This window comes from Arthrobacter sp. AOP36-C1-22 (assembly GCF_052377515.1).
Classification (GTDB): domain Bacteria; phylum Actinomycetota; class Actinomycetes; order Actinomycetales; family Micrococcaceae; genus Arthrobacter_H.
In genome coordinates this window covers 36,839-63,010 of the sequence record NZ_JBQSWW010000001.1, presented here as the reverse complement: position 1 = coordinate 63,010, position 26,172 = coordinate 36,839, and the positions used below count along the sequence as shown (strand labels likewise).

Here is a 26,172-nt window from a genome sequence, read left to right as displayed (position 1 = left end):
TGCTCCGCGCAGAGGCTGGGCGGAAACGTCGTGCGTAGTAGGGGACAAGGGGCGATCTGCAGCTGGCGGCAGATCGGCTCGACCCCGTGTTCACCGCGGTGCTTGTCGATGAACGCGCACATCATCTCGAGGGGCGGTCGAGCTCCGCCGCGAAGAAAGTCGAGGCCTGGCGCAGGATCGTGTTCGCCCGTCGTAGCTCGCGTACCTCGCGTTCGAGTTCGGCAAGACGGGTGGCTTCGTCGCTGCTGGTGCCCGGGCGCTGACCGCCGTCGATTTCGGCTTGCTTGACCCAGTTCCGCAGCGACTCGGGATTGATGCCGAGTTGCTCTCCGATGCGTCGGTAGGCGCCGGTCCTGGTGGTCACGTCGCGGCGGGCTTCGACGGCCATCCTCGTGGCTCTGTCTTTCAGCTCCGCGGGGTATTTCGGTTTCGCTGGCATGAGATCCATCCTTCCGGTTATTCGATGTCTCCATCAAACCCGGGGCAATACACTCGGATCAGCACCGAACCATGGGCCATATCGACATCATTGCGGTGAAGTTTCCGCGCCTCGCCCGGACGCAGACCCAGGCAATAGAGCATCCGGAACATCACCGGGATGATCAGCTGCCTTTGTCCACCAAACGGCGAAACCAGGATCGCGTCGGCGGCATCAAAAAGTGCCCGCAACTCCCGGTGGGAGAAGATGTGCGGACGGTAATGGACCTGCCGTCCGGGAATGCCTTTGGGGATGACATAGGCTTCGGCTCCCACCGACGCCATGTATTTGGCGAGCTGCCTGATCGGGGTGATCCGTCGAATCTGACCGTTGACGTGCTCATTCGGGCGTTTTACGACCCATTGCATGGCCATGGCCTTCGATAAGGTGGTCTGGGTTGGATAGCGCAGGGAACATATGGTGTCGAAGGCCAACAAATGCCGTTCCGAGGTCTCATAGGGCAGCCCCATCGCATGCTTGAGCTCCAGTAACCCCTGGACATGAGGGGCCAAACCACTAACAAACCCGCTCATGACAGTGCTCCTCGCGGTTCGATCCCCGCGAAATCAAGACAGCATTCGCGCATGTGTGCCTCGTCAGCAGCCAGATAGTGCTTGGCCGAGGAAATGCCACGGTGGCCCAACGCCTCGGAGATGACGGGCAACGGGGTACCGCCTTCCAGCATGCGGGTCGCAAAGGATGTCCGCAGCACCCGAAAACCGTGGCCCATCCCGGGATCGGAACCGACGCCCGTCCGGGCAAATGCGCAGGTAGCCACGTGATGCAATCCGTTTGAAGGTGCAATGGCAACATACGGGGCTTGGGTCCTCAGGAACACGTGCTCGTCGTTGACCCCGGTGGGCCTGTCATGGAGCAGGTAGTCGGCGATGGCTTCTCCCACATCAGCCAAGAGCGGCAGATTCAGCACCACGCCCGTCTTGCGTTGCACCAGAGTGATTTGTCCTTGTCGCCAGTCGATATCCTGCAGGTGCAGGGCCACGATGTCTACGGGGCGCAACCCGGTTCGCGCTCCCAGCAGCAGCATGGCACGGTCCCGGATTCCGGTGACGGTATCCGGGTCGGGCGAGCTTGTCAGCAGCTCGATCTTCTCGGAGGGCAGCACGGAAACATGCCTCACGCGTCGTGACGTGCCCCTCGGAACTGACCGCGAGAGCCCCGAGCATCCTGCGGACTCTTCAAGAAAACGACATAGCACCCGCATCGCCGAGAGCACCGTCCTCATGCTGCCAGGATGGTAGCTTTCTGCCAGTGAAATCAGAGCGAAAGCCACCTCTGCACCGCCCAAGGCCCGAAGGTCTGTGACTCCTCGACCTTGCCACGACGCCAATGTTCGGCGAGCGACAACTGCATACAGGTCCTGAGTGTCCCGGGCCAGGCCTTGGTGGGTCAGCCACGCTTCGAAGTACTCTTGGACCGGACGAAACACAGTATTGAGCCCAGAGTTCGGGAGTAGTGCCCCCTAAAGTGGATGCTCCTATTGTCGTCAAGCAGCCAACTGATGACTGATTTGGGTGAGTATCACGGTTGCTCTTGCTTCCAGTTCGGAGTCAGCACGGATGCCGGCTTCCAAACGTTGAAGCCGTTGACGAGGCACTCCGAGGGTGTTGGCCAGCACGCTAAGCGGTACTCCGACTTCATCACGTAACTCACGGAGCCGGCGTCCGACGGGGTCTTCAAGTCCTGGCTCCATCAACGCCCTGTAAACCTCGTTGGCGATGTGGCGTTTCAAACAGCGCATGATGTCCCGATCCGAAAGTCCTTGCGCCCGCCGCCTGGCGAAGTAGGCATCAGTGCGCGGCTCGTGATGGCGCATGCGCAACAGGACGATCCGATGCAGGGCACTATTCGCCTGCCGGTTCCCACCACGGGAAAGGCGGAAGCGGGACCGCTGACCGGACGACGCAGGAATCGGGGCAACACCGGTCAGAGCCGCGAATGAGGCCCTACTGTTCAACCGTTCCGGGTTATCCCCTGCGGCGACCATCAGGGTGGCCGCAGTCACCGGCCCCACTCCATTCAGGGAGATCAATGCCGGGTTCGCAGCGATGAGAAGCGGTGACATCTCCTGCTCGATAACGGCGATTTCCGTGGTCAAAGCAACATGCCGGACGGCTAGGCGCTTCAGCACCTGACGGGCACCATACTCCGGTCCTGTCCCGGTCCGGGGTCTCGAGCGGGCAAGAACACCGACCAGCACGATGGATCCCAGACTGCGGTAGCCCTCACGCACCGTGTCCGGGGCAGTTACCAGCAGTGCATGGATCTGGTTCATCACCTGCGCACGGGCCTTGGAAGCAGACCGGCGCTCAGCCAGCAGCATACGCAGAACCTCAACGGTCCCACCACCGCTCTTCGGCACTGAGGTGTCCGCATCGGCCAGGACATTCAATGCCGCCTGCTTCGCATCCAGCGGGTCGGACTTGCCACGCAGACGTCTGGATCTGCGATTGGGGCGGGCGACTTCAGCGACGTTGAACCCTTCCGCGCTCAAAACGCGGGTGACGCCGGCGCCATAGGACCCGGTCCCCTCGATGCCAACCGCTCCACGGTTCCCGCCGAATGCAGGAAATCCACGACTTTCCGATATCCATCGGGAGTGGCCATGAATTGCCGGTCCAAGACAGCTCGGCCAATGTGATCGAGGATCGCTACGTGGTGGGTGTCTTTATGCGTATCGATACCCGCCACCAGTGTTCCAGGCGGCAGACCCGGTGACGTGGACGGTGGTGGATTTGTCATGACGTTCATGGTGCATTTCCTTTCCGAGGCGGTTTTCTTCGCCGCGGGAAGGGTGGGCAGACATCACAAAGGTGAGACGACTACCGGTCAGGCTCCTATCAAGTCATGTCCCTCCCGACCCCGCGAGGGTGCCCCGGCACCGGCGGACAGATCCACAAAAAGACAACCCTGTACGAGGACGTCGGTGTAATAGTGAGCCACGCTGACGCCGGGGAACATGACCATTATCTATGTGTAGCGTCCGGTCGCCCGCAGAATACAAGAGCGGCCACCGGACGTATCCTTCGAGGAATCTCCTACAACCCACTCGAAAGGACATCGCCACGATGACCGCTACCCAAATTATCGACCCTCAACGCCTGCTTGTCGAAGCACTGACCGACGCTTCCCCAGACCTGATGCGCTCCATGCTGCAAACCATGATCAACGCCCTGCTCTCCGCCGATGCCAACGCCGTATGTGGCGCCGAGTACGGTACTGCTGCCCCGGATCGGGCCAATCAACGCAACGGATACCGACACCGACCACTGGATACCAGGGTCGGCACCGTCGACGTCGCGGTCCCGAAACTGCGGCAAGGAACCTATTTTCCCGATTGGCTTCTCGAGCGCCGCAAGCGCGCCGAGACCGCGATGATCACAGTGGTGGCGGACTGCTACCTTGCGGGGGTATCGACCCGCAGGATGGACAAACTCGTCAAAACCCTAGGCATCCATTCCCTCTCAAAGTCCCAGGTCTCGCGCATGGCCACCGACCTTGACGAGCAGGTCGAACAATTCCGCCACCGGCCCCTGGGCGAAGCAGGTCCCTTCAGCCTCGTGGCAGCCGACGCGTTGACCATCAAGGTCCGTGAAGGTGGACGGGTCGTCAACGCGGTGGCCATGGTCGCTACGGGTGTCAACGCCGACGGACGTCGAGAAGTACTCGGGGTCAAAGCCGCGACCAGCGAGACCGGGGCTGCTTGGAACACGTTCTTCGCCGACCTCGTCGCCCGCGGGCTCACCGACGTCCAGCTGGTGACCTCGGACGCCCACGCGGGACTGGTCGAAGCGATCAGGGCCAATCTTCCAGGGGCAAGCTGGCAACGGTGCCGCACCCATTATGCCGATGTCTGGATTATGCCGACGTCGCCGGTATTGCCCATATTCCATGCGGGTTTCGCGGAAGTGACGGCGGCATAATCCGGACCTTGGGGAGACGCTTGATTCTCATTCAGTTGAGAGGAGAGCAGGATGATCAAGGTTCTCAGATCGTTGATCGTAGGCCCGTTACAGGATTATGCACCGGCGCTTGCCGAAGAATTGGGGCGGGTTGGATACACAGCCTCGTCGGCTAGCCAGCACATGGCGTTCGTCGCCCATCTAAGCCATTGGATGGATTGTGAGCATCATGGCGTCGGGGATGTGACAGTCGAGGCCTTGGAGAAGTTCTTCTCCACTCGCCGGGCGGCTGGTTTCGTGAACTACCGGACGTTGAAGTCAGCGCGACCCTTGTGTCGGGTATTGGCCACCAGTGGGATCGTGGTCACCTCGACGGCGGCACCGACTGCGCCGCAACTCATGGTGGAACGCTTCGCCGGGTATCTCGCGCAGGTGCGGGGTCTGGCCGCATCGACGGTCACTTGTTACATCGGCCGGATACGCCCATTGGTTCTCGCCCGGCTGGAAGTTTCCCGGTTTGGATTCGATGGGTTGACGTCTATCGACGTCGAACGTTTCCTCGCGAAGAGGTGCGCCGGCGAGGCGGTGTCCTCAGCGCAGCTATGTGTTTCGGCGGTGCGCTCCTTCCTGGGTTTCCTGCATTTGGAGGGCACTGCTTTGTCTGTGTCGGTGGACGCGGTGCCGTCGGCGGCAGGCTGGTCGCAGGCTGCTCTGCCCAAAGATCTGGAGCCCGAAGTGCTCGCGGCATTGCTGGCGGGCTGCGACCGTAGTAGCGCGGGCGGGCGCCGCGATCACGCGGTCATGTTGTTGCTCTGTCGGATTGGCCTGCGCGCTGGTGAAGTCGCGGCTCTCGAGCTGGACGATATGCACTGGGCCGCGGGGGAATTCGTGGTGCGCGGCAAGGGAAACCATCTGGCGCGTTTGCCGCTTCCCGTCGACGTGGGCGAGTCGCTGGTGGACTATTTGCGCTACGCCCGTCCGCCCGGGGACCACCACGCTGCGGTGTTCCTGGGACATAAGGCACCCCATGGTCCGATGAGTGCCTCTGGACTCAGCTCTGCCGTCGCCCGCGCGGCCCGGCGGGCAGGACTGGGAACGATCCCCGCTCACAGATTGCGCCATACGGCGGCAACACAGATGTTGCGCGGTGGATCGTCATTGGCGGACGTCGGATTGGTTCTTCGCCATCAACGCCAACTCACAACGGCGATCTACGCCAAAGTCGACCGTGAAGCCCTCAGAGGCCTTACCCGCGTCTGGCCGGGGGGATCGTGATGAATGCCAGATCAGGTGATCGCCTGCGGCTGGCACTGGCGGAATACCTGCGGACCCGTCGTGCGCTCGGTACGCGCTGGCGCGTACCGAGAAGCTGCTGAACCAGTTCATCGACTACCTTCTCGCCACGGACGCAGCCGGAATCAATACGGCGACCGCTTTGTCCTGGGCAAACCTGCCCCAGGCTGCCCAGGGAAGTTGGCGCAACTACCGGCTTTCCGTCGTGCGTTCCTTTGCCCGCTACCTGAGCAATTCGGACCCCGGGGTTGAAGTCCCGGCGATGGGCCTGCTGCCCTACAGCCGGCCGCGGGCCACGCCGTATCTATATTCGGCCGCCGAGATCTTGGCGTTGATGGATGCCGCCTCGATCCTGTCCTGCCGCCAACGACAGGCAACGATGGCCACTTTGATTGGGCTACTGGCGACCACGGGCATGCGGGTCGGCGAGGCCATCCGGCTGGATGTGTCCGATGTTGATACGAGTCGGCAGCTGTTGCGGATCCCTACGTGTCAGGATCGAGCGGTACCACGGTGACAGAGCAAATCATCCCCATCACGTAGGGCGAGAACCAGGAAACCAATCATTATGACCAATCTAGCTATGGCCGAAATGGGCCAAGATGGATCCATGAGTACTTCCGGACCCCGTGCCGGTGGACCAACCCCTCGAAGGTCGTTCACCCCCGCGCAGAAGCTTGAGTTCCTGACCCAGTACGAGGACGCCTGCACCCGTCAGCAAGGTGGTGCCTTCCTGCGGGAACAGGGACTGTATTCCTCCCAGATCACCGAGTGGCGCAAGCTGCGTGATGCCGGTGTCCTCGAAGGTGAGAAGGCCGGTCAGGCCATCGGGAAGCTCTCCCGGGAGCAGGCCGAGATCGCGCGCCTGCGTCGCCAGCTGGGGGTGAGCGAGAGCCGGTTGCAACAGACCGAGGCAGCCTTGGACGTGATGGGTTATCCGGATCTTCTGGTTATGCGGATGTCTGCATGACGTGCCTGATCAGCGGGCCAAGTGGTACCGAAAGTTCCACATAATCCCTCCGATCGGAGGATCGTTGCTCTTCCATTCGTCAAGTGGAAGGACAAGGATCATGGGTGATCCATTGAAGGTGCGGGTCTCGGGCCCGCTCGCGGGGCTGGTGCCCGAATTTAGGGAAGAACTGTTTCGTCTGGGCTATGCCCCAGGCACGGTCACGCACCAGCTGCGGTTTATCGCGGGCCTGTCCCGTTGGCTTGCCGACAGAGAAATGGGCGCGGCCGGCCTATCGGAGTCGGTAGTCGAATCGTTTCTGCTCTCGTGGCGGCGCACGCACGTGAATTTGCGCACGGCGCGGGCATTGCGGCCATTCATCGATTTTGTCGACGCGCAGGGCATCTCTCGCGAACACGATGCGCCGAAACCGCTCTCGGAGGCAGATCGGCTGCTTGCCGGATTCGCTCTGCACCTGACCTCGGAGCGGGCGCTGCGCCCGGCAACGGTGAGGAACTACCTGAATCAGGCCGGGCCGTTCATTCGGCGGCGGGCAGAACGCAGCGGCGAGGATTTCAGGTCCCTGACCGCCGATGAAGTCAGCGGTTTCCTGTTGGGGCTTGCCGGGAGGCAATCCATTGGCTCGGTGTCGGTCGCGGCGACCGCCATCCGGTCGTTGCTGCGGTGGATGTTCATGACCGGCATGACTGCCACGAGGCTCGATGGAGCGGCCGGCCCGGTCGCCTATTCCTCATATTCCGGGCTGCCGAAGGCCATATCCGACACGCAGTTGCAAGATATACGCCGGCAGGCAGGCGATTGCGGCGCCGAGGCACTGCGCAACGTGGCGCTGGTCGCGGTACTGTCCAGATTAGGCTTTCGCTCCGGGGAAGCCGCTGCGTTGGGAATCGATGACATCGATTGGCGTGCGGGCACAATCACGGTGCCCGGCAAGGCGGGTCTGCCTGCGCTGATGCCACTACCGGCCGATGTCGGAGTCGGCCTTGCCGACTATTTGCGCGCGGGGCGCCCAGCCACGGACGATCGGCATGTATTTGTCCGCGCCCTGGCGCCGCACAGGTTCATGACTGCCGGGGGCATCAGCCAGATCATGACCGGCCTGGGCGTCCGGGCAGGCATCAGCGAGCGGATCGGCGCGCACCGGTTGCGCCACACAGCCGCTACCGCCCTTATGGCCGCCGGTGGCAACCTGAGCGAAGCCAGCCAACTATTGCGCCACGCCGATCGTGCCACGACCCAGATCTACGCGAAAGTGGACCTGCAGTCATTGCGAACAATGGTAGTGCCTTGGCCTACTGCCGCGGTGGCCGTCAGTGATCCTGCCAGTGGTGCGCAGGTGTCGTGGTGACCGCGGAGAAGAAGTTGGTCCAGTACAGCGGTGAGTATCTGCAGCTGCGCCGGGCGATGGGGCACCGGCTGGCTCGACACGAGCAGATACTCTCGGGCTTCTTCGCCGCGCTGGCCGCCACCGGGCAGGATTCGATCACCGTCGATAGCGCCATCAGATGGGCCTGCGCTCCGGACGGGGCCACACCGTGCTGGTGGGCTGAGCGGCTATCGGCAGTGCGCGGCCTGGCCGAATACATTCACAGCCGTGAGCCCGACCGGGCCGAGCTGATCCCGCCCGGCGCCATCGCGGCCCGGACGGTCCGGAGGGTGCCCTACATCTACACTGACGAGCAGATTCGAGCGTTGATCGCTGCCGCATCGGCGCTGCATCCAACGGTTCGCGCTTTGACCATCTCCACGATCATTGGCCTGATGGCGGCCACGGGCCTGCGAATCAGCGAATGCTTGGCGATGAACGTCGCGGACCTCGATGCCGGGAACAACGTACTGGCGGTGACCGGTAAACGCGGTCGGCCACGGCTGGTGCCGATCCACCCCAGCACCACTGCCGCGCTTGTCCACTACCGGCGGGCGACGACCGCCCTTATCGACGGGCCCGACGCTCAGGCCTTCTTTCTCACGTTCATCGGCACCCGGGTGCACGCCAGCAGCGCCGAGGTCGCCTTCCGTTCCCTGATCGACAAACTCGGCTACGCCGCCCACCCCGGAACCCGGCGCCCGAGATTGCACGATATGAGGCACACGTTCAGCACGAATGCACTGGTTCGAGCCCACCGGGAAGGGGCCGACGTCGATGCAACGGTGTCGGTGCTGGCAACGTATCTCGGGCACGTCAGCCCGGTCAGCACGTATTGGTATTTGACGGCCACACCCCAGCTGCTGGAACTGGTGCAGGCCAAGGTCGTCGCAGCCCAGCGGGACGGACGACTGCCATGACCGCGCTCACCTCGACACTGCAAACGTTTTTCACCTCGTATCTCACCGGGCAGAAAGCGGCCAGCCACCACACGATCGCCTCCTACCGCGACACCTGGCGACTGCTTTTGCAATATGTCCACCAGCACAAGCACGTGCGCCCGGACCAAGCAGACTTCAGTGACCTCGACGCCGAGATGATTATCTCGTTCCTGAGTCATCTGGAAGAGGTCCGTGGCAACAGCCCAGTCACCCGAAACGCACGACTGGCCGGAATCCATGCCGTGTTCGCCTATGCCTCCTACGACCAGATACAACATGCAGACCTGATCGCAAGGGTGCTGGCGATCGCTCCGAAACGCACCGCCCGCCCCGACATCTGCTACCTCACCGATCCCGAGGTCAACGCGCTGTTGGCCGCACCGGATGCCACGCGGTGGGTCGGCCGCCGAGACAGGCTGATCATAAGCACACTCGTCGTCACAGGCCTTCGCGTATCCGAGCTGACCGGCACCTGCTGGCCGGAAGTCCAACTCGAGCAGCCGAGCTATCTACGATGCCACGGCAAGGGACGCAAAGATCGAACCACACCACTGCCGCCGCCGCTGGTGCAGGCGCTGCGGTCCTGGCGAGGCGAGGTCGCCGACGCGGACGGACCGGTCTTCACCGGCCAGGGCAGCAATCGTGCGATCACGACCTCGGCCGTCACCAAGCGTCTTGCTGCCCATGCAAAAACTGCGCAGACTGGATGCCCTACGCTGCACGGCAAATCAGTGACACCCCATGTTCTGCGCCATACCTGTGCGATGAGAATGCTCGCCTCCGGCATCGACGCCGCGACCATTTCGCTTTGGCTCGGACATGAGTCGCTCGACTCGATCGCGTCGTATCTCCATGCCGACTTGGCCATTAAGCAACGCGCCCTGGATCGGACAGCTCCGCTGGCCACCGAAACAGGAAGATACAAACCGACAGGCGACCTCCTAGCATTCCTGGAGGGACTCTAAGGGATTATGTGGAACTTTCGGCACCGCTTGGCCCGCTGATCAGGCACGTCATGCAGACATCCGCATAACCAGAAGATCCGGATAACCCATCTTATGAGAACGTTCTCATAAGATGGGAAAACTCTCGGCGTTCTTCGAGAACGCCATCGCCGAGTTGCCGGAAGATCCGAAGTCCAAGAAGAAATGACCACCGCCTACCGCCAACTGGTGGCTGCTTCGGTGCCGACGCGGAAGGCAGCGGTGCTGGTCGGTCTTTCGCGCACCACGATCTACCGCAAGCCCGCCGTGCCGGAAGATCACGAGCCGGTAGTCCCGTCGAACAGGCTCAGCACCGCGGAGCGGGCCGAGATCCTCGCGGCACTGAACTCACCACAGTTCGTGGACCTGGCGCCGTTACAGGTCTATACCAAGCTGCTCGATGAGGGCATCTACCTCGGTTCGGTCTCCACGTTTTATCGGGTCCTTGCCGAGAACCAGCAGGTAAAGGAACGCCGCCGGCTGGCCAAGCATCCGGCTCGGGCGATCCCTGAACTGGTCGCCACCGCCCCCGGCCGGGTGATGAGCTGGGATATCACCAAGCTGGCCGGCCCGGTCAAGGGCAAGTACTTCGATTGCTACGTGATGATCGATATCCATTCTCGGTTCATCGTCGGCGCGCACGTGCACGCCACCGAATCCGGGGCCCTGTCGGTGGAGATGATGAAGGAGATTTTCGGCATCCACGGGATACCAGACGTCGTGCACGCGGACCGCGGGACCTCGATGACATCGAAGACCGTTGCCGGGTTGCTCTCGGATCTGGAGGTCACCCGATCGCATTCCCGGCCCCGGGTGAGCAACGACAACCCGTACAGCGAAAGCCTGTTCAAATCGATGAAGTACGGGCCGGAATTCCCGGAGCGTTTCGCCTCTCTGGGCGATGCGAGGACCTTCATCAGCGGATTCGTGGATTGGTATAATCATCACCACCAGCACTCCGGCATCGGGTTCCACACCCCGGCCAACGTGCACTACGGCTTCGCCGATGGGGTCGCCGTAAAGCGTTCACAGACCCTGGCTGCGGCCCGGGCGAAGCATCCCCACCGATTCAGCACAGCCGCTGATCCCAAGATCCTGGCTCTACCCGGGCCGGCTTGGATCAACCAGCCACTCGAAACCGCCGAAAACCCAGCAGCCTAACGGCCGCCTAACTCACCTTGGTACCGCTTGACTTGAAAAATACCGGATCCGCGACACCAAGTTCGGCAAGTCCCGTGAGGTGCTGCTGCATCCGAGCGCCATCGCTGCGTTGGAAAAGTATCGTACCGAGCGCGGTCAGTGGCAGTCGGCAAGTGATTGCCCGGCGTTTTTTCTCTCGCTGGCTGGAACCCGCCTCTCGTATTGCAACGTCCACCATGCCTTCCAGCGGATGGCTGCCGAGGCGGGGCTGTCGGCACGATCGAGCAAATGCCGGCCACGGATCCACGACCTCCGGCACTCGTTCGCAGTTGCTTCGATGCTCGATGCCTACACCACTGGTGCTGACGGCCAGGCACAGCTGGCCTTGATCTCGACCTATCTAGGACACATCGATCCCGCGGCAACGTACTGGTACCTATCCGCCGCACCTGAACTCATGGCCACGGCCGCCGACCGCCTGGCCGCGTACGAGGAGCAGTCATGACCGCCATCAACGCAACCTTGCAGTCGTTCTTCACGGACCGCCTCACCCGGCAAAAGGACGCCAGCACCCACACGATAGCCGCTTACCGCGACACCCTGAGGCTGCTTCTTGGATTCATCGCTACCACCCATGAAGTCACGGCCTCGTCGCTACAGTGGAACCAGCTCGATGCGCCTGAGATCACTGCGTTCCTCGACCACTTGCAAAAGGACCGTGGTAACGGTGCCCGGACCCGTAATGCCCGGCTGAGTGCGATCCACAGCCTGTTCCGTTACGCCGCCCTGCACCATCCCGAACATGCCGCCAGCATCGCGCGGGTGTTGGCGATCCCGCCCCAACGCGTCGATCGCCACCTCGTCGACTATCTCGACGACGACGAGTGCGAAGCGCTATTGGCAGCGCCGGATCACGGAACCTGGACCGGGCGGCGTGACCACACATTCCTGGTCGTTGCCCTGCAGCCCAGATCCCCCGCGGTAGTGCTCAGCGTCCTGGGCCGGGACCCGTTGCGCAAGGTGGTGCGCTCTTCGGAGCGCTCGAAGGGGGCGGCGCCGATGAACGCGGTCGCCTCGGTTTCGATGAGCTGCTGATAGAGGGTTTCGGTTGCGGTGCGGATCCGGTCGGGGACGTCGGTGAGTTTGAGTTGTCCAAGGAGTTCGAGAAGGGCAGACTGGTCTAGAGCCATCGTGTGTTTGTGTCTTTCTGTGAGTTCTTTGATCGGTACTCACTGACCATCGCACGATGGCTCGCTACTTTAAGTGCGCAACTCGCTGACTAGGGAAACTACACCACTCCAGGGGACGCAACCCGTGGCCGCTGGGCCACCCGGAACCATCTGAGGATCGCCATCGTAACCTGGATTGAGCGGACATATCATCGGCGTCGACGTCAGGTCCGGCTGGGTCGTTTGACCCCAGTGGAGTACGAAGCAATCATAGAGCCAGCTGCTCTCGCAGCATGACACTCAAACTGTCACCTCGACTTACAGCAGTCCCTCCGTACGCCTAGACGTGGTCAGTCCGGCTAACCCAACAAACGGGTTAGATGGTGCTCCTAGTTAGTGGCCCTGGCACCCACAATGAGGGATTCTATACGACGCCATACATAAGCAAGTTGTTTCTAGATTGCTTTCCCATCAGCGCCCGCGATAATTGCTGGAGTGCCCAACTTGGTATGGATCCGTCGGCTCCGCCCGGTATCCCTCGAGTAAAGAGCGGCTCGGTCGAGGTTTCCTCTGCGTGGCGTCCTGTGACCCCCGTGAGTTGGGATTGCTCGTGCCCCCAGATGCTTCGCCAACCACCGACCTTGCCGAGATGTGGTTCATACCAAATGTAGGGCTTATCGGATAGGAAGCCAGCCAACATTGAAAGACTGGAGATCGAACAAACTAGCAGGTCAGACGACGCCATAAATGCTATGTCCGAGAGGAGAGGTAGTTTTCGCTCGGGGATCGGGATCGCACTCAGGCGCGAAGCTAGGGCCAGAACACCAGCGTCCTCTGGGCTGTCTGTGAAAATTGCTATTTCGACACTATCTTCGAATGTCTTTCGGAGATTTAAGCCTATCTCCATGAAGTAGCTCAGGGGCAAGACTTGGTTGAATTGCCCTGGCTGTGGGTTTCGATCTTGCTCCGTAAAGTCTCCTGCTCTTACGTGCATACTTACCGTAAGTTTATCCGGGTTGAATCGTTTCTCTATTGCGTAAAGATCCTTTGGCACATGGACCGGAGAAGCTAGAATATTACGAAGAAATGATCTGGCTCGGCGAATTCCGTAGTATCCGCCTGACATGCCAGACGAGTGAACGATTTGAAGCGGACCTCGTCGCCGCTCGAGCTTAGACACCATAGCTTCCATTATTTCGGCGTAGTCGTCAGAGGCAGCCGCATCATCCGAATTGACTGTGATAGTTGGCAGGACTCTAAGTGCAGTTACTGCAGGCCAGTCAAGCAGGCTCGAATGGAAATCTCTCCGATAACCGCGGGAGTTGAGCGCCCACGGGGGATTGATGAGCTTTGCGTGGAGTTCTTGGGCACCGATAATCGCCTTACCCCAGGGGATGATTTCGTTGCCTAGTCCGGCCCCCCTAAGGCCGTGAATGGCGGGTACAGAAAATCGAAGCGGCTTTTGTAGTTTGACCATATTGTATCGGCCTCCTCGGATGTACGACTAGTGTTAAAAGATTGGTTGGACGTATAGACGCTGAAACCTCTTAAGAAGTCCCTATCGAGAAGAGTGTTTCAGAGTGCCATTCGGGCTGCCCAGCGTGACGTTCTTAGTCTACGTTTTCTTAACGCCAAACAAGCCATACTGGCGTGCTATGACAACCGGGTCCCACCTTCGCCACGTCTTGAGAATCGCAAAAGTGGTCGCCAATAAGAGACTACTTAGCAATGTTGCCCTCATCCCAATACTCACAGCCTCGCTCGTGCAGAGTAGTAGCACTAGTGCACCGATGAAGACTTCCAATAAGAGCCCCCCGGCGAGATGCAGAAAGCGACGGCGTAGATGTTTGGCGTCCACGATCCCTGAGGCGACTGCTAAGCGAAGGTAGAACCATATCTTGGTCCCTGCAACGAGAATTCCGGACACCATGAGTGGTTTTATATCGTGCAGGTAAATAGTCACAGCTATACCTGCTGCTGTTATTACAAACTGTATTCCTTGGGCTGCCCATATCCATCGGAAGCGCCCCAGAGCTTCGATGGCAGAACTGATTAATGCTGCAACGATAGTGAGGCCGCCAATGACGGCCAGGTAGGGGATGAGTTCCCGAGCTTGCTCCCAGCCGTCGCCGAAAAGGAGGGGAACGACTAAAGGAACGATAAAAGCTGCGGCGCTAGCCGCAGACAAGGAGACCCAAGCGACGAAGCTGAAGAGATCTGGCCACATTATGCTGGATCGTTCGTTGTTCCTGCGATCGTGTCGGAATTCCTGATAGACAGTTTGGACAACGACATTTTGGAGTTGCTGCATGGGCACCGTAGAGACGACGTCTGCTCGATTCCACGATCCCAATACCGCTGGCCCCAAGAAGGCAGAGACGGACCAAGGACCTGCGCTGACGTTGAAGTAGGTGACGAGCCTTACCAACGACAAAGCACCGCTGAATCTAATGTCACCCTGGATTCTGCCGAAAGCGGGCTGGCTTATCAATAGATGTCGGTTTGCAACTGCGCAGGCGATCAAAATTGTCGACTGGGCGATTATCGTGGAAGCCACCAAGCTGCGAGGGCTCGCCTCATAGGCAACAAACCCGGTGCCGAGGACCATGCCAAGCAAATTGGCGGCAAGAGTGGCTGTTGCGAGATATCTGAACCGATTTTGACGACGAAGGAGGAACGTTACCAACCCCACTAACGGTGCAGTGAATGCGTTGACCGACAAGAGCTCGATTGCGCCGACAGAGTCTGGTGATCGCCATAATGTCGACCACCCGGTGGCGCCCAAGAAAAGGATAGCTGCCGCGGCAGTACCAATGATGAGAGAAAAAATAGCGAGAGCCGATAACCGGTGAGACTCGAGGTCTGTCATGCGGCCAACGGCCTGACCGACTCCCCCGCTAGCTAGTAAGGTTGCCAGTCCGCCGCCGGCTAGTGCGACCGCGTAAGCACCGAATCCGTCACTGTCAACAATTCGACTTGTAATGGCGGCGTACCCAAATTGCATGACGATGGTCAAGACTTGGCTGGAGTACGTCCACGCGGCCCCGCTCATCAATCGCGAGCCGGTAGTCATATATTTTTCCTTCGCGGTTTGGGTGCCAAGTTCTGAGACGAACTACGCGGTGGATGCAATCGCTGCGAACTGGCCACTCCATTGCGCGATAGCTTTCCTGGGGAGTCGTAACTCCACACCCGACATCCACGTCGAATACGCGTGGTCTATAACATCGATGTCTGCTTCACGAGGTAAGACCGGGAGCCCGGTATCCTTCCCGATTTCCATCGCCCGATTGTCGACTGCGAGAATCGCTATAGGGCGTCCTAGCTGTGCAGCTCTAATCCCGGCGTGGAGGCGCGTCCCCACGTAGTCCCGTCCTTCCATAGCGCTGGCGAACGCGGAGAGCCCGCGCGGAAGTGGCGCCACCCCTGAAGGTAGTTTCCGTTTGTGGATCGCCCGTTCGTCTTCAGCGCTCTGAGGCCAAATGTGTACACGCTCGTATTTTTCTAGAAGCCAATGTATCAACTCGGTATCGCGGGTTGCATGCGGGTTGTAGTTGGTCCATGTAAACACGCATTCTGACGACTGGCCGATGCCGGGAAGTGTGTCTGGCAAGGTCCACATCGTGGGACAAGCCGTATTAATCGCAGGTATCCCGGCAGTCGTTAGCTTTTCTGCGGTGTAACTGTCACGTGCTGCAATCGGCAGGTCCCGAGCCATCAGGGAAAGAAGGGCTTCAATAGTTTTTTGATTTGGTTCGCCTTGGTACTGCCACCATCCAACGCCAATGAAAGCCAATTTTCCGCTAAGCACAGATATATCTTGCGGGCGAAGAGGCCACTGTCGTAGCGAGAATATATCCGAAGAAAGGAGATTGGTGCCGGTGACTGCGAGAACGTCAGTGCTTCTAACAAGGCGTCGCGCCTGCCAATCTAATTTCTTATGTGTGGCAACGCGACGGTGATTATCGAGAAATGGAAAATAGCTCAGGATGTCTCCAACAATGATCCTATCGCCGTCATTTTCAGATTTGAGTGAGGTATCTAACAGCCCCGTTGTTTTCATGCAGCCCCTTGGTCGGCAGCGCCGTTTCGCGCCCTTATCGGTACTCTGCGATACTAGCGGAGGTTCGTTGGGTTGGTACTCGAGTGCCATGGCTTGCAGCTCGACTCCTAGAGTGGCTACGAGTTCGCCCCACCTGCAAGGCAATCTTCGCTCGGATTCGTAGAAGGAACTTAATTGGAGTTCGTCAACCCTGTTAATAATTTATCGCGTATGACTCGACGGTTGGTCGGGTTAGATATCGTGAGTTCGAACCGCCGGCATTCGGCGGAGCTTGTCGTGGACTTCATTGAAAGCGGCCATTCCGCGCATGTCCATCTAGTCAACGCTTATACGGTGGCATGTGCGCACGATAATCCTGAAGTTCTTTCTAGCTTGCAAGGGGATGCGATTAACTTTCCAGATGGGCGTCCGCTCATATGGCTTGCGCGGCTCAAGCACGGTGATAAGGCTTTTAGCCAAGTCCGCGGGCCTCGCCTGTTTCTGGATGTTCTGGAAGCGAGTGCAGATGGTCCACTGAAGCATTTCTTGCTTGGCGGATCTCCTGGCACGCTCGCTAGCCTTGTCGACAGAGTGAAATCTGATTTTCGCAATACGTCTCTAGTGGGATGGGACAGTCCGTCATATGGGCCGCTTGACGAGTCGGAAAAGATTCGTAGAAAGCAGATTATCGAAGACTCGGGAGCAAATGTCATATGGGTAGGTTTGGGCACGCCTAAGCAAGACTTGGAAGCGAGGCGTCTGGCAGAGCAACTTGGGATAACGGCAATTGCCGTCGGGGCGGCTTTCGACTTCGCCGCGGGTGGGCTCCGGCAAGCTCCTAATTGGATAGGTGAAGCTGGGTTGGAGTGGGTATACAGACTGATTCAGGAACCTCGACGTCTCTGGAAGCGGTATACCGTTGGCAACCTTAAATTCCTTCTAGCGGCAGTGAAGAATCGGACGATATAAACGTGAAAAGCTATCTACTACGTAAATTGGCGCTTAGAGGACCAGTGGAACACGGCAAGAATTTTCACGTGGGGCCGTATTCACGTATATGGGCACCGAGTGGTCTGCGATTAGGCAACGACGTGTATATCGGTAAGCATGTCACCATCGAAGTTGATGGAGTGATCGGTGACAATGTACTCATCGCCAACAATGTTGGCGTCGTCGGGCGGACGGATCACGACATCCGCGCGATTGGCATAGGCATAAGAAGTGCACCATGGGTTGGGGACTGCGCTGTTCTTCGCGGGAGCGTGGTTATAGGCTCCGATGTTTGGGTCGGCTTCGGCGCAATTGTGTTGTCCGGGGTGCATATTGGCTCAAGCAGTGTGATTGGGGCAGGTTCCGTCGTTACGCGGGACGTTCCTGAAAATACGATTGTCGTTGGGGGCTCTAGTCACTCGCATAGTGAGAGATTCTCCGTAGACGATTTCCGAGCGCATTGGGAAGCATTAACGGAGCGCGGAATCAGGCGGTTTCCGCATTCGACTGAGGATGGAAAATGAGTCGCGTCGCAATTATTCATCCCTGGTTCCCTCAGTATCGAGTGGAATTTTTTGAACAGCTAATAGAACTTTCTGCCGGCCACGGGATCGAAGTTTGTGTATTTCATGGGGACCCGCCTCCAGAATGGGGTGAGCGTGGGGATTCAGTACGGCGCCCTTGGGCGCAGCGGCTTAGCTCGCGCTTCTTTCGTGTGAGGAAGCGAAGTCTCGTCTACAAGGACCTCAAAGAATACCGACACGCCGGACCGTATGATTTGACTATAGTCGAACACGCAGTACGGAATCTAGAAACGTACAAATTGTTGTGGTTCAAGAAACACAACGTAGCTTTTTGGGGACATGGGAGGACCTACACCCAACCTCAATCGCGCTTTCAGGAGCGCTTCAAAAGCGCAATTCTAGGTCGGGCTTCGTGGTTTTTCGCATACACACAGGGGGGGGGTGACGCCGTCGCAGAGGCTGGGTTCGATCCTACTCGAATCACTGTGGTTCAGAACGCCATCGATAGCGCGCAGCTCGCAAAGATCGTCGCGGCACAAACATTTCAGGACGACGAAAATATGCGTGCTGAGTTTGACGCCGCTGGACCGGTTGCTCTTTTCCTTGGCGGTCTTGACGCGTCTAAGAGACTTAATTTTCTATTCTCAGCTGCGAAACAAGTGCATCAACTGCTCCCCGAGTTCAAACTTGTCATAGCTGGAGACGGCCAATCCAGGCCAATCGTAGAGGCTTGGTGCGCTGAACACGCTTGGATCAAGTACGCGGGTCCAGCTCATGGCGAGCGCAAGGCAGCCTTGCTCAGCATGGCGGACATCTTGGCGATGCCTGGACGAGTCGGGCTGGTTGCTGTCGATAGCTTCGCTTCGGAAACGCCGATCATTACGACCAACTGGCCTTACCACGCCCCGGAATTCGAGTATCTGGTAAACGGAGTAAATGCAGTAGTTACTGCGGACGACAGAGCCTCGTTTGTGACGGAGCTTCTAGCGATATTCAAGGACAGTGCCCGACGTCGTTCCCTAGAAGATGGATGTAAAGCCTCACGTCAGGTATTTACTGTTGAGAATATGGTGGCTAACTTCCAGGCGGGTATTGTGGGCGCCCTTGATTCCAAGGGAATCCAGTCTTCTTAGTTATGATTGCCAGTGATCATAGTTTTGGTCAGGGAGAAGGGATACCATCCGTCCCAGGTGTTTCGTGTGTCCGCGCATCTGATGGACGGACTTAGTTTCGTGTAATGATTCCTACCGCGTCGCACGACCGGATGCAGGGCTCTTAAGACGCGACCCGTCAACTAGGATGCCTATCAGATTACCGGTGCTGATGGGAGGAGTTCCACGGTTTTGAGCCCCTGTAGTAGTGCGATTCAGGTACAATTTTCGTCGTATCTGTTATTTGGCTGGGCGGCGGATACCAAAACGAAGGGGAAAGCTCGTCGATCCCCATGAGCAACTGGCACTCTCGCCCACGGGCAGAGTGGATGCCACTGACGAGATCCAGCTGCCACAGGCGCATCGGTACTTCCTGGGCCCAACGCTTGTAGACGCGCTTGTGTTGCTATTCCTAGGAGTTGATCAGCGCGTTGGGTGTTAGTACCCGGACTTTGCCCGCGACGGGCTCGGCCATTCGCTCCCGCCGACAATATCAGAGACCCCAAACCTTCAAATACTCAACTCCGTAAAACATCTTTTGAACTGGGCTGCTATGGAGATTTCGGACAGTGGTACCCCATGAAATGATGGGGACTACTGGAATGAGGAAACACCGAAATGTCAGCAACACGTCGACGGTTCAGCCAAGAATTCAAGGATGAACTGTGCCGCGAAGTCATCGACTCGTCCAAGCCCGTCAAGACCGTCGCCACCGAATACGGCGTAGGTACCGAGACGCTGCGCAACTGGCTCAAGAAATACAAGGAAGCGCACGGTGCCGCCGAGAAGGACCTGAACGTCTCCGAGCGTGCCCGGCTCAAAGAACTCGAACGCGAGAACCAGGAATTGAAAGCTGAGGCCGCGTTCCTAAAAAAAGCGGCCGCATACTTCGCAAGGGAGCAACGATAGTGGCGAAGCATGAATTCATCGACTCCTACGCAGCAGCAACCCCGAAGGCCCCGGCACTGCTGAAGATGTGCCGATAGTTAGAGGTCTCCCGCTCGGGCTTCTACCACTGGCGATCCCGCCCCGTCTCGGCCACCGCGGCCCGCAGACAGGCTCTGTCTGCCCGCGTGCCGCACTTCTTCGAGAATCCGAGGGGACCTACGGATACCGGCGGATCCACGCCGACCTCCAGGCCGAGGAAACCGAATGTTCCCCTGAGCTGGTGCGCCAGATCATGAGGCAAGAAGCCCTGGCGCCGTGCCAACCGCGCCCCTTCAGGACCACCACGGTCGCTGACGCCGAAGCGGCCACGACAATGCCGGACCTGGTGCAAAGGGACTTCACCGCCGACCGGCCGGGCATCAAGTTCGTCGGAGACATGACGTATATACACACTTGGCAGGGCTTCATCTACCTGGCCACGGTCATCGACTGTTACTCGAAGAAGGTCGTCGGCTGGGCGATCGATGACCATATGCGTGCCGAGCTGGTGGAACGTGCCCTGCGCAATGCCGCCGACACGGCCCGTGTCGAGCCGGACGCGATTTGGCATTCGGACCGCGGGAGCGTCTATACCTCGGCCTCTTTCCGGGCCCTGGTCACCGGTCTTGGGATGCGGTCATCCATGGGGAAAACGGGAATTTGCTGGGACAACAGCCAGGCCGAAACTTTCTTCTCAGCCCTGAAGAACGAGCGTGTTTACCGTACGACGTACGCCACGAAGGACCGTGCTCGTAGGGACATCATCCGCTACATCGAGGGCTTCTACAACAGTCGCAGACGTCATTCGGCGCTCGATTATCGGCGGCCCAATGAAGTCCATTATAGTTACCAGCTGCCGGCCACGGCAGCGTAGATAAACCACTAATCCGCTGTCCGAAAACTCCTAAGCAGCCCATATGGATATCCCGGACGGGCTTGGGTAGTTCGGTTAACACGTCGGTTTTGGCTTCCCCGGGGTGCAAGTCCGCGATGCGGCGCATCGCCAGTCCGGGCAGGTAGCCCACCATGATCCCGGCGGCCTGGGCCACCGCGACGGGCAGGGCACCGATAGTCGCGGGCTGGTCCACGACCAACAGTGCCCGGCCATGGCGGGACAGTGAGGTGATGATGGTTTTGAGCTTGGCCTCGTCCTGGGGCAGGGCCTTGTCCAGGAGTTTCTTGCCTGATCGATCCAGGGCGACGGCGTGGTGGTTGGATTTTCCGACGTCGATGCCGATGAAAACATCGACGGATTCGTGTTCGGGGATCATCGTCTTGCCTTCCTTGGAGCATGGTTTCCAACGGGTGGGACGGTGCTGGCTTGTCCTGCGGCTCCAAGGCTCGGCATCCACGTTACGGCCGATATTGGCGGTGGTTCCCCGTCTACATCCGGCCCCTATTAGCGATTTCCCTGGTGCCTATCGGACCCCGGTGACAACACCCCCCGGACCATTGAAGACTGGGGGCAGGAATCAATGCCGGGGCCGACAGGCCAGCAACCCCAATACTTGCTCATTTAGGGGCTACTAAAAAGGTAACGGGGCGACCGGCCTGGCGTCGGCCAAGCGGGGGTGCTTGCGGTCCTTCTCGGATAGCTCCGCCTGCTCCAGCGGGATGGGCCAGTCGATGGCCGCCGTTTCATCTGCGAGATTCACGAACGCGTACTTCTGGACAGCTTCGGCCGACCAGTGGTCGTTGACCAGATAGGTGTAGGCGGTATCGGGTTCCAGTGTCTGGAAGGCGTTGCCCACGCCGCGGGGCACGAAGACCGCGGTGGAGGGATCCAGTTCGATGGTGAAGACCTGGCCGAAGGATGCCCCGGCCCGTAGATCGACCCAGGCGCCGAAGATCCTGCCGGTAGCGACGGAGACGTATTTATCCCAGGGTTCGGCATGGATGCCCCGGGTGGTACCCACGGCGGCGTTGAAGGAGATGTTGTTCTGCACGGGCCCGAAGTCAGGCAGCCCGAGCCCGGTCATCTTCGCCCGCTGCCAGTTCTCCTTGAACCAGCCGCGGTTGTCCCCGTGGACAGGCAGACGGACCACCAACAGGCCGGGAATCGTGTCCGAGGCAGTGACCGATGGGCCCGTCGGAGGAGTGGGGGGCTGGTTCGTGGCCATCTCAGTGCCCCGCTGCCCGATAGGTTGCCTCGGTCGCGGCCTTCTGTGGGTGCCACCAGGACTCATTGTCGCGGTACCAGCCAACCGTGTCCGCCAAACCGGAATCGAAATCGGCGTGGGCGGGGGTCCAGCCCAGCTTGGTGTAGTCGATGGCATAGCGCAGGTCGTGGCCAGCGCGATCGGTGACGTGGTCGAAGTCGTCGGCATCGCGACCCATGATGCCCAGCAGCGCCTGGACAACCTGGAGGTTGTTGCGCTCTCCGTCGGCCCCGATGAGGTAGGTTTCCCCGATCCGACCGGTGGTCAGAACCGTCCATACGGCGCTGGAATGGTCGTTGGCATGGATCCAGTCGCGGACGTTCTCTCCGCTGCCATACAGCCGCGGGCGGACCCCATCGATGAGGTTGGTGATCTGACGCGGGATGAATTTCTCCACGTGCTGGTACGGGCCGTAGTTATTGGAACAGTTGCTCAAAGTGGCCCGTACCCCGAAGGAGCGCACCCACGCACGTACCAGCAGATCCGATCCGGCCTTGGTCGAGGAGTAGGGGCTCGATGGGTTGTAGGCGGTGTGCTCGGTGAACCGCTCCGGGGCATCGAGGGCCAGATCCCCATAGACCTCGTCGGTGGAGATGTGGTGGTACCGCACATCGTGCTTGCGGGCGGCCTCCAACAGTGTGTAGGTACCGACGATGTTCGTGTCGAGGAAAGGGCGCGGGTCGCGCAGGGAATTATCGTTATGCGATTCCGCCGCGTAGTGCACGACTGCGTCCGCCTCGCCCACCAGCCGGTCCACCAAGCCCGCATCGCAGATATCGCCTTCGACCAGCCAGAACCGTTGCGGGTCAAGCCCCTCCAGCGAGGCCGTGTTGCCAGCATAGGTCATTTTTTCCAACACTGTCGTCCGAGCGTCCGGAAGGCATATGAGGGGAATCATTCTTGCCGGTGGTACGGGGTCGCGGCTGAACCCGATCACCCAGGGCATCAGCAAGCAGCTCGTTCCGGTCTACGACAAGCCGATGATCTACTATCCGCTGGCGACCCTGATGCTGGCCGGCATCAAGGACATCCTGCTCATCACCACTCCCCATGACGTGGAGCAATTCCGGCGGCTCCTCGGGGATGGATCGCAATGGGGGATCAAACTGGACTTCGCCGTGCAGGAATCCCCTGACGGCCTGGCCCAGGCCTTCCTGATCGGCGAGGAGCACATCGACGGTGGCAACGTGGCCCTGGTGTTGGGTGACAACATCTTCTACGGTTCCGGCATGGGCACCCAACTGCAGAAGCTCGCCGACCTGGAGGGCGCTGCCATCTTCGGTTACCAGGTGGCCGATCCGACCGCCTATGGTGTCGTCGAATTCGATGCCGACGGTCGCGCCGTCTCGCTCGAGGAGAAGCCCGAGCGCCCGCGCAGCAAATATGCCATCCCGGGGCTGTACTTCTACGATCACCAGGTTGTGGAGATCGCCCGGGGACTGAAGCCATCGGCACGGGGCGAATTGGAAATCACCGACGTCAATCGACGTTATCTGGAGATGGGCCAGCTGCAGGTTTCCGTACTGGCCCGCGGTACGGCGTGGCTGGACACGGGGACCTTCGAATCGCTCAACGATGCCTCGAACTACATCCGCACGGTGGATGCCCGACAGGGACAGAAGATCAGTGCCCCGGAGGAAATTGCCTGGCGGCAGGGATTCATCTCCGATGCCGAGCTTGAAGCGCTGGCCCGTCCGCTGGTCAAGAGCGGATACGGGGGCTACCTGTTGGAACTGCTGCACTGAGTCGGCTCCCTGGGGTCGAGGCCCCGAGGCAAGTGCGAGAATGGAACCGTGACTGCGAACATTGATCCCCGGACCGGGCCCGACGTTGCCGGAGGCCCCGAGACCGTACCCGGCTTCGAACGCCGCGCCGAAATCGACCTGTCGGCCATCCGAGACAACGTCAAGCGGGTGGTCGAGCTGGCGGCCCCGGCCACCGTGATGGCCGTGGTGAAAGCCGACGCCTACGGCCATGGAACCATCCCTGTCGTCCACGCAGCCCTGCAAGCAGGGGCCGGTTGGATCGGGACCGCCCACATCAGCGAAGCGCTACCCATCCGCGCTGCGGGTGTCACGGCTCCACTGCTTGCGTGGCTACACACCATCGATTCCCCGTTCGCCGAAGCCATCACCGCCAATATCGACCTCGGGGTCTCCAGTGGGTGGGAACTGGAACATATCGCCGCAGCGGCCCAGCAAGCCGAGTTGCCCGCCAGGGTGCACCTGAAGATCGACACCGGTCTGGGCCGCAACGGCTGCCCGCCGGACCGCTGGGACGAACTGCTGGGAGCGGCAAATGCCTTCCAGGAGGAAGGCCTGCTGCGGGTGGTCGGTGTGTTCACGCATCTGGCCGTCGCCGATGAACCTGACCGCGAGGAGACCGATGAGCAGTTGACGGCCTTCCGCGAGGCCGTCAGCTTGGCCGAAGACGCCGGCTTCGACCTCGAGGTCAGACACGCGGCCAACACCCCGGCCATCCTGTCTCGTCCAGATGCACACTTCGACCTGGTCCGCCTGGGGTTGGGCATGTATGGACTGAGCCCCTTCGCGGACCAGACCTCGGATGAGTTGGGGTTGCGCCCTGCCATGCGGCTGGTCGCTCGGGTCACGAACGTGAAGAAGGTCCCGAGGGGCCAAGGGGTCTCGTACGGATTGACGTACCGCACCGGGGAAGCCACGACGCTGGCGCTCATCCCGCTGGGCTACGGCGACGGCGTCCCGCGCTCGGCGGTCGAGGCGCCGGTGCTCGTGGACGGCCGGATGCTGCCCAGCCGCGGCAAGGTCGCCATGGACCAGTTCGTCGTCGACCTGGGGCCGCTGGAGGACCCGGAACCCCTGGTCGGATCCGAGGCGGTCCTGTTCGGCGGCGACGGGCCCTCCGCCGATGCGTGGGCCGTTGCGGCAGGCACGATCAACTACGAGATCGTCACGCGGGTCTCCCAGCGCGTTCCGCGGGTCTACGTGGAGGGCTCGTGGGGGCCCGCCGATGGCTGATCCCGGCGCAGAGGACCGCCCGGTCTGGACCGCCGAGCTGACCACGCAGGATGCGAGGGCCACGCAGGAACTTGCAGCCAGCGTGGGACGGCAGCTCGAAGCCGGGGACCTGATCCTACTCAACGGCGAACTCGGTGCCGGCAAAACGACCTTCACGCAGGGTTTGGGCGCGGGTTTGGGTGTGCGCCCAGGGATCATTTCGCCGACCTTCGTGCTCTCACGGATCCACCCGTCCACCCGTGGGGGCCCGGACCTGGTTCACGTGGACGCCTACCGCCTCGGAACCGCCGGGGAACTCGATGACCTGGACCTGGACCAGAGCCTGGATTCCTCGGTCACCGTGATCGAGTGGGGCGCCGGCAAAGCCGAACAACTCAGCGCCTCACGTCTTGAATTGACCCTGGTGCGCGCGACCGGGGAGACGATGGCCGAACAGGGCAGCGAACTGGTGCTGGACTTCTCCGAAACCGAACTCGAGGACCCCCGGGCCCTTTATCTTGCTGCCTTCGGCCCCCGTTGGGCGGACCGCCGGTTGTTCTGAGACCACCGCATGGGGAGTTCTCCCCATCGCGGGTTCCGGGCCACCGCCCTAGGGTGGATCGGATGGAAGGCGACCGGAGATGTTGAAGGTGAGTGCGCAGCTGCCAGCGGGTTGGCAGCGGATCGAGACCGAGGGGTGCCGGTTTCTGGCCTTCCACACCGGTGCCCCGCCGCTACCGGAGGAACGCCATCTGTTCGTGGGCAGTGACGCCGTGCCGGTCAGCGTCCAGGGGCTGGACATCCTGGATTCGATCAGCAGGGAACTCGATTCCCTCCGCCCCGGATCCACTGCCCTACCCAGTACGATCATCGCTGTCGAATATCCGTCCAGGGACCTGCTGGAGGGGGTCGATGGGCTGCATATCATCGAGGAGACCGCCTCCACCATGGCCGGCCAGCCAGCCTGGAGGATGGACCTGACCCACCGGCACCGTGGGGTGGCCCTGTTCACCCGGCGGTGGGTCATCGACTTCGGGGAGACCATGTTGGAAGTCGCCGCGACCTGCGCGCTGGACCATTTCAGCCACTTCATCGCCGACTTCGATGCACTGCAGGAGCGGATGGTGTGGGCCGCCTGAGCACC

The 26,172-nt window shown here is 60.4% G+C and carries 20 protein-coding genes, 10 pseudogenes and 1 other annotated feature; of the genes and pseudogenes, 19 read left to right on the top strand and 11 right to left on the bottom strand.

Going from position 1 to position 26,172, the window contains the following annotated elements:
- Window positions 1-47: 47 nt before the first annotated feature.
- Window positions 48-161: a sequence feature (AL1L pseudoknot), on the bottom strand.
- From ACT3S6_RS00340 to ACT3S6_RS00320, 5 genes and pseudogenes are all read right to left on the bottom strand, one after another.
- Window positions 48-388: pseudogene (locus tag ACT3S6_RS00340) on the bottom strand (transposase); the annotation flags it as partial. It overlaps the preceding feature by 114 nt.
- 68 nt (window positions 389-456) lie before the next feature.
- Window positions 457-1,011, bottom strand: coding sequence for a hypothetical protein (locus tag ACT3S6_RS00335; protein ID WP_444553257.1), 555 nt, complete (start codon window positions 1,009-1,011; stop codon window positions 457-459).
- A complete protein-coding gene (locus ACT3S6_RS00330; RefSeq protein WP_444553256.1) occupies window positions 1,008-1,601 on the bottom strand; it encodes a tyrosine-type recombinase/integrase in 594 nt (197 codons plus the stop codon). The genes ACT3S6_RS00335 and ACT3S6_RS00330 overlap by 4 nt, the downstream gene beginning before the upstream one ends.
- A 381-nt stretch (window positions 1,602-1,982) precedes the next feature.
- On the bottom strand, window positions 1,983-3,032 hold the full coding sequence (locus ACT3S6_RS00325; RefSeq protein WP_444553419.1) for a transposase: 1,050 nt from the start codon (window positions 3,030-3,032) through the stop codon (window positions 1,983-1,985).
- Window positions 2,987-3,238 carry an IS110 family transposase gene (locus ACT3S6_RS00320; protein ID WP_444553418.1) on the bottom strand — a complete coding sequence of 84 codons (252 nt, stop codon included), beginning with the start codon at window positions 3,236-3,238 and terminating at the stop codon, window positions 2,987-2,989. The genes ACT3S6_RS00325 and ACT3S6_RS00320 overlap by 46 nt, the downstream gene beginning before the upstream one ends.
- A gap of 326 nt (window positions 3,239-3,564) precedes the next feature.
- Here ACT3S6_RS00320 and ACT3S6_RS00315 point away from each other — a divergent pair.
- From ACT3S6_RS00315 to ACT3S6_RS00270, 10 genes and pseudogenes are all read left to right on the top strand, one after another.
- Window positions 3,565-4,344: pseudogene (locus ACT3S6_RS00315) on the top strand (IS256 family transposase); the annotation flags it as partial.
- 126 nt (window positions 4,345-4,470) lie between these two features.
- The gene (locus ACT3S6_RS00310; RefSeq protein WP_444553255.1) at window positions 4,471-5,673 is read left to right on the top strand and encodes a tyrosine-type recombinase/integrase; all 1,203 of its coding nucleotides are present in this window, start codon (window positions 4,471-4,473) and stop codon (window positions 5,671-5,673) included.
- A 160-nt stretch (window positions 5,674-5,833) separates the two neighbouring features.
- Window positions 5,834-6,208, top strand: coding sequence for a tyrosine-type recombinase/integrase (locus tag ACT3S6_RS00305; protein ID WP_444553254.1), 375 nt, complete (start codon window positions 5,834-5,836; stop codon window positions 6,206-6,208).
- Between the two features lie 93 nt (window positions 6,209-6,301).
- Window positions 6,302-6,625 (top strand): annotated as a pseudogene (locus ACT3S6_RS00300) (IS3-like element ISAar46 family transposase); the annotation flags it as partial.
- Window positions 6,626-6,761: 136 nt separating this feature from the next.
- Window positions 6,762-8,009, top strand: coding sequence for a tyrosine-type recombinase/integrase (locus tag ACT3S6_RS00295; protein WP_444553253.1), 1,248 nt, complete (start codon window positions 6,762-6,764; stop codon window positions 8,007-8,009).
- On the top strand, window positions 8,006-8,947 hold the full coding sequence (locus ACT3S6_RS00290) for a tyrosine-type recombinase/integrase (RefSeq protein ID WP_444553252.1): 942 nt from the start codon (window positions 8,006-8,008) through the stop codon (window positions 8,945-8,947). The genes ACT3S6_RS00295 and ACT3S6_RS00290 overlap by 4 nt, the downstream gene beginning before the upstream one ends.
- Window positions 8,944-9,933 carry a tyrosine-type recombinase/integrase gene (locus ACT3S6_RS00285; RefSeq protein WP_444553251.1) on the top strand — a complete coding sequence of 330 codons (990 nt, stop codon included), beginning with the start codon at window positions 8,944-8,946 and terminating at the stop codon, window positions 9,931-9,933. Before ACT3S6_RS00290 ends, ACT3S6_RS00285 begins: the two co-directional genes overlap by 4 nt.
- Window positions 9,934-10,047: 114 nt before the next feature.
- Window positions 10,048-11,112, top strand: a pseudogene (locus ACT3S6_RS00280) (transposase); the annotation flags it as partial.
- A 46-nt stretch (window positions 11,113-11,158) separates the two neighbouring features.
- Entirely contained in the window at window positions 11,159-11,596 is a 438-nt protein-coding gene (locus ACT3S6_RS00275; RefSeq protein ID WP_444553417.1) for a tyrosine-type recombinase/integrase, read from the top strand.
- Window positions 11,593-11,865, top strand: a pseudogene (locus tag ACT3S6_RS00270) (site-specific integrase); the annotation flags it as partial. The gene ACT3S6_RS00275 and the pseudogene ACT3S6_RS00270, both read left to right, overlap by 4 nt.
- A 185-nt stretch (window positions 11,866-12,050) precedes the next feature.
- Here the strand turns inward: ACT3S6_RS00270 and ACT3S6_RS00265 are convergent.
- Window positions 12,051-12,281, bottom strand: a pseudogene (locus ACT3S6_RS00265) (transposase); the annotation flags it as partial.
- A 123-nt stretch (window positions 12,282-12,404) separates the two neighbouring features.
- Here ACT3S6_RS00265 and ACT3S6_RS00260 point away from each other — a divergent pair.
- Window positions 12,405-12,557, top strand: a pseudogene (locus tag ACT3S6_RS00260) (IS3 family transposase); the annotation flags it as partial.
- Between the two features lie 1,318 nt (window positions 12,558-13,875).
- Here the strand turns inward: ACT3S6_RS00260 and ACT3S6_RS00255 are convergent.
- Window positions 13,876-15,333, bottom strand: coding sequence for an oligosaccharide flippase family protein (locus ACT3S6_RS00255; RefSeq protein ID WP_444553250.1), 1,458 nt, complete (start codon window positions 15,331-15,333; stop codon window positions 13,876-13,878).
- A 42-nt stretch (window positions 15,334-15,375) separates the two neighbouring features.
- Window positions 15,376-16,323, bottom strand: coding sequence for a polysaccharide pyruvyl transferase family protein (locus tag ACT3S6_RS00250; RefSeq protein ID WP_444553249.1), 948 nt, complete (start codon window positions 16,321-16,323; stop codon window positions 15,376-15,378).
- 174 nt (window positions 16,324-16,497) lie between these two features.
- On the opposite strand from ACT3S6_RS00250, the gene ACT3S6_RS00245 reads away from it, so the two are divergent.
- The 4 genes and pseudogenes from ACT3S6_RS00245 to ACT3S6_RS00230 all read left to right on the top strand — a co-directional run bounded on the left by ACT3S6_RS00245 (window position 16,498) and on the right by ACT3S6_RS00230 (window position 20,768).
- Window positions 16,498-17,271 (top strand): WecB/TagA/CpsF family glycosyltransferase, encoded by a 774-nt coding sequence (locus ACT3S6_RS00245; protein ID WP_444553248.1) that lies wholly within the window; start codon window positions 16,498-16,500, stop codon window positions 17,269-17,271.
- A gap of 2 nt (window positions 17,272-17,273) precedes the next feature.
- Complete coding sequence (locus tag ACT3S6_RS00240; protein ID WP_444553247.1) at window positions 17,274-17,816, top strand: acyltransferase; 543 nt, start codon at window positions 17,274-17,276, stop codon at window positions 17,814-17,816.
- The gene (locus tag ACT3S6_RS00235) at window positions 17,813-18,949 is read left to right on the top strand and encodes a glycosyltransferase family 4 protein (protein WP_444553246.1); all 1,137 of its coding nucleotides are present in this window, start codon (window positions 17,813-17,815) and stop codon (window positions 18,947-18,949) included. Before ACT3S6_RS00240 ends, ACT3S6_RS00235 begins: the two co-directional genes overlap by 4 nt.
- 636 nt (window positions 18,950-19,585) lie before the next feature.
- Window positions 19,586-20,768, top strand: a pseudogene (locus ACT3S6_RS00230) (IS3 family transposase).
- A gap of 82 nt (window positions 20,769-20,850) precedes the next feature.
- On the opposite strand, the pseudogene ACT3S6_RS00225 reads toward ACT3S6_RS00230, so the two are convergent.
- From ACT3S6_RS00225 to rfbB, 3 genes and pseudogenes are all read right to left on the bottom strand, one after another.
- Window positions 20,851-21,165: pseudogene (locus ACT3S6_RS00225) on the bottom strand (IS110 family transposase); the annotation flags it as partial.
- A gap of 261 nt (window positions 21,166-21,426) precedes the next feature.
- Window positions 21,427-22,014: pseudogene (locus ACT3S6_RS00220) on the bottom strand (dTDP-4-dehydrorhamnose 3,5-epimerase family protein); the annotation flags it as partial.
- Window position 22,015: 1 nt separating this feature from the next.
- On the bottom strand, window positions 22,016-22,951 hold the full coding sequence (rfbB, locus tag ACT3S6_RS00215) for a dTDP-glucose 4,6-dehydratase (RefSeq protein WP_444553245.1): 936 nt from the start codon (window positions 22,949-22,951) through the stop codon (window positions 22,016-22,018).
- Here rfbB and rfbA point away from each other — a divergent pair.
- The 4 genes from rfbA to ACT3S6_RS00195 all read left to right on the top strand — a co-directional run bounded on the left by rfbA (window position 22,938) and on the right by ACT3S6_RS00195 (window position 26,167).
- Window positions 22,938-23,798, top strand: coding sequence for a glucose-1-phosphate thymidylyltransferase RfbA (gene rfbA / locus ACT3S6_RS00210; protein WP_444553244.1), 861 nt, complete (start codon window positions 22,938-22,940; stop codon window positions 23,796-23,798). The genes rfbB and rfbA overlap by 14 nt on opposite strands.
- Window positions 23,799-23,858: 60 nt before the next feature.
- Complete coding sequence (gene alr / locus ACT3S6_RS00205) at window positions 23,859-25,049, top strand: alanine racemase (protein ID WP_444553416.1); 1,191 nt, start codon at window positions 23,859-23,861, stop codon at window positions 25,047-25,049.
- Window positions 25,042-25,590, top strand: coding sequence for a tRNA (adenosine(37)-N6)-threonylcarbamoyltransferase complex ATPase subunit type 1 TsaE (tsaE, locus tag ACT3S6_RS00200; protein WP_444553243.1), 549 nt, complete (start codon window positions 25,042-25,044; stop codon window positions 25,588-25,590). The genes alr and tsaE overlap by 8 nt, the downstream gene beginning before the upstream one ends.
- Before the next feature lie 79 nt (window positions 25,591-25,669).
- Window positions 25,670-26,167, top strand: a complete 498-nt coding sequence (locus tag ACT3S6_RS00195) for a hypothetical protein (RefSeq protein ID WP_444553242.1) — start codon at window positions 25,670-25,672, stop codon at window positions 26,165-26,167.
- Window positions 26,168-26,172 lie beyond the last annotated feature (5 nt).

Coding starts and splice junctions, on each gene's coding strand:
- rfbB (WP_444553245.1), bottom strand. CDS start 22,951: ATGATTCCCCTCATATGCCTTCCGGACGCTCGGACGACAGTGTTGGAA.
- ACT3S6_RS00255 (WP_444553250.1), bottom strand. CDS start 15,333: ATGACTACCGGCTCGCGATTGATGAGCGGGGCCGCGTGGACGTACTCC.
- ACT3S6_RS00235 (WP_444553246.1), top strand. CDS start 17,813: ATGAGTCGCGTCGCAATTATTCATCCCTGGTTCCCTCAGTATCGAGTG.
- ACT3S6_RS00320 (WP_444553418.1), bottom strand. CDS start 3,238: ATGACAAATCCACCACCGTCCACGTCACCGGGTCTGCCGCCTGGAACA.
- ACT3S6_RS00285 (WP_444553251.1), top strand. CDS start 8,944: ATGACCGCGCTCACCTCGACACTGCAAACGTTTTTCACCTCGTATCTC.
- ACT3S6_RS00250 (WP_444553249.1), bottom strand. CDS start 16,323: ATGAAAACAACGGGGCTGTTAGATACCTCACTCAAATCTGAAAATGAC.
- ACT3S6_RS00295 (WP_444553253.1), top strand. CDS start 6,762: ATGGGTGATCCATTGAAGGTGCGGGTCTCGGGCCCGCTCGCGGGGCTG.
- ACT3S6_RS00310 (WP_444553255.1), top strand. CDS start 4,471: ATGATCAAGGTTCTCAGATCGTTGATCGTAGGCCCGTTACAGGATTAT.
- tsaE (WP_444553243.1), top strand. CDS start 25,042: ATGGCTGATCCCGGCGCAGAGGACCGCCCGGTCTGGACCGCCGAGCTG.
- ACT3S6_RS00335 (WP_444553257.1), bottom strand. CDS start 1,011: ATGAGCGGGTTTGTTAGTGGTTTGGCCCCTCATGTCCAGGGGTTACTG.
- ACT3S6_RS00195 (WP_444553242.1), top strand. CDS start 25,670: ATGTTGAAGGTGAGTGCGCAGCTGCCAGCGGGTTGGCAGCGGATCGAG.
- rfbA (WP_444553244.1), top strand. CDS start 22,938: ATGAGGGGAATCATTCTTGCCGGTGGTACGGGGTCGCGGCTGAACCCG.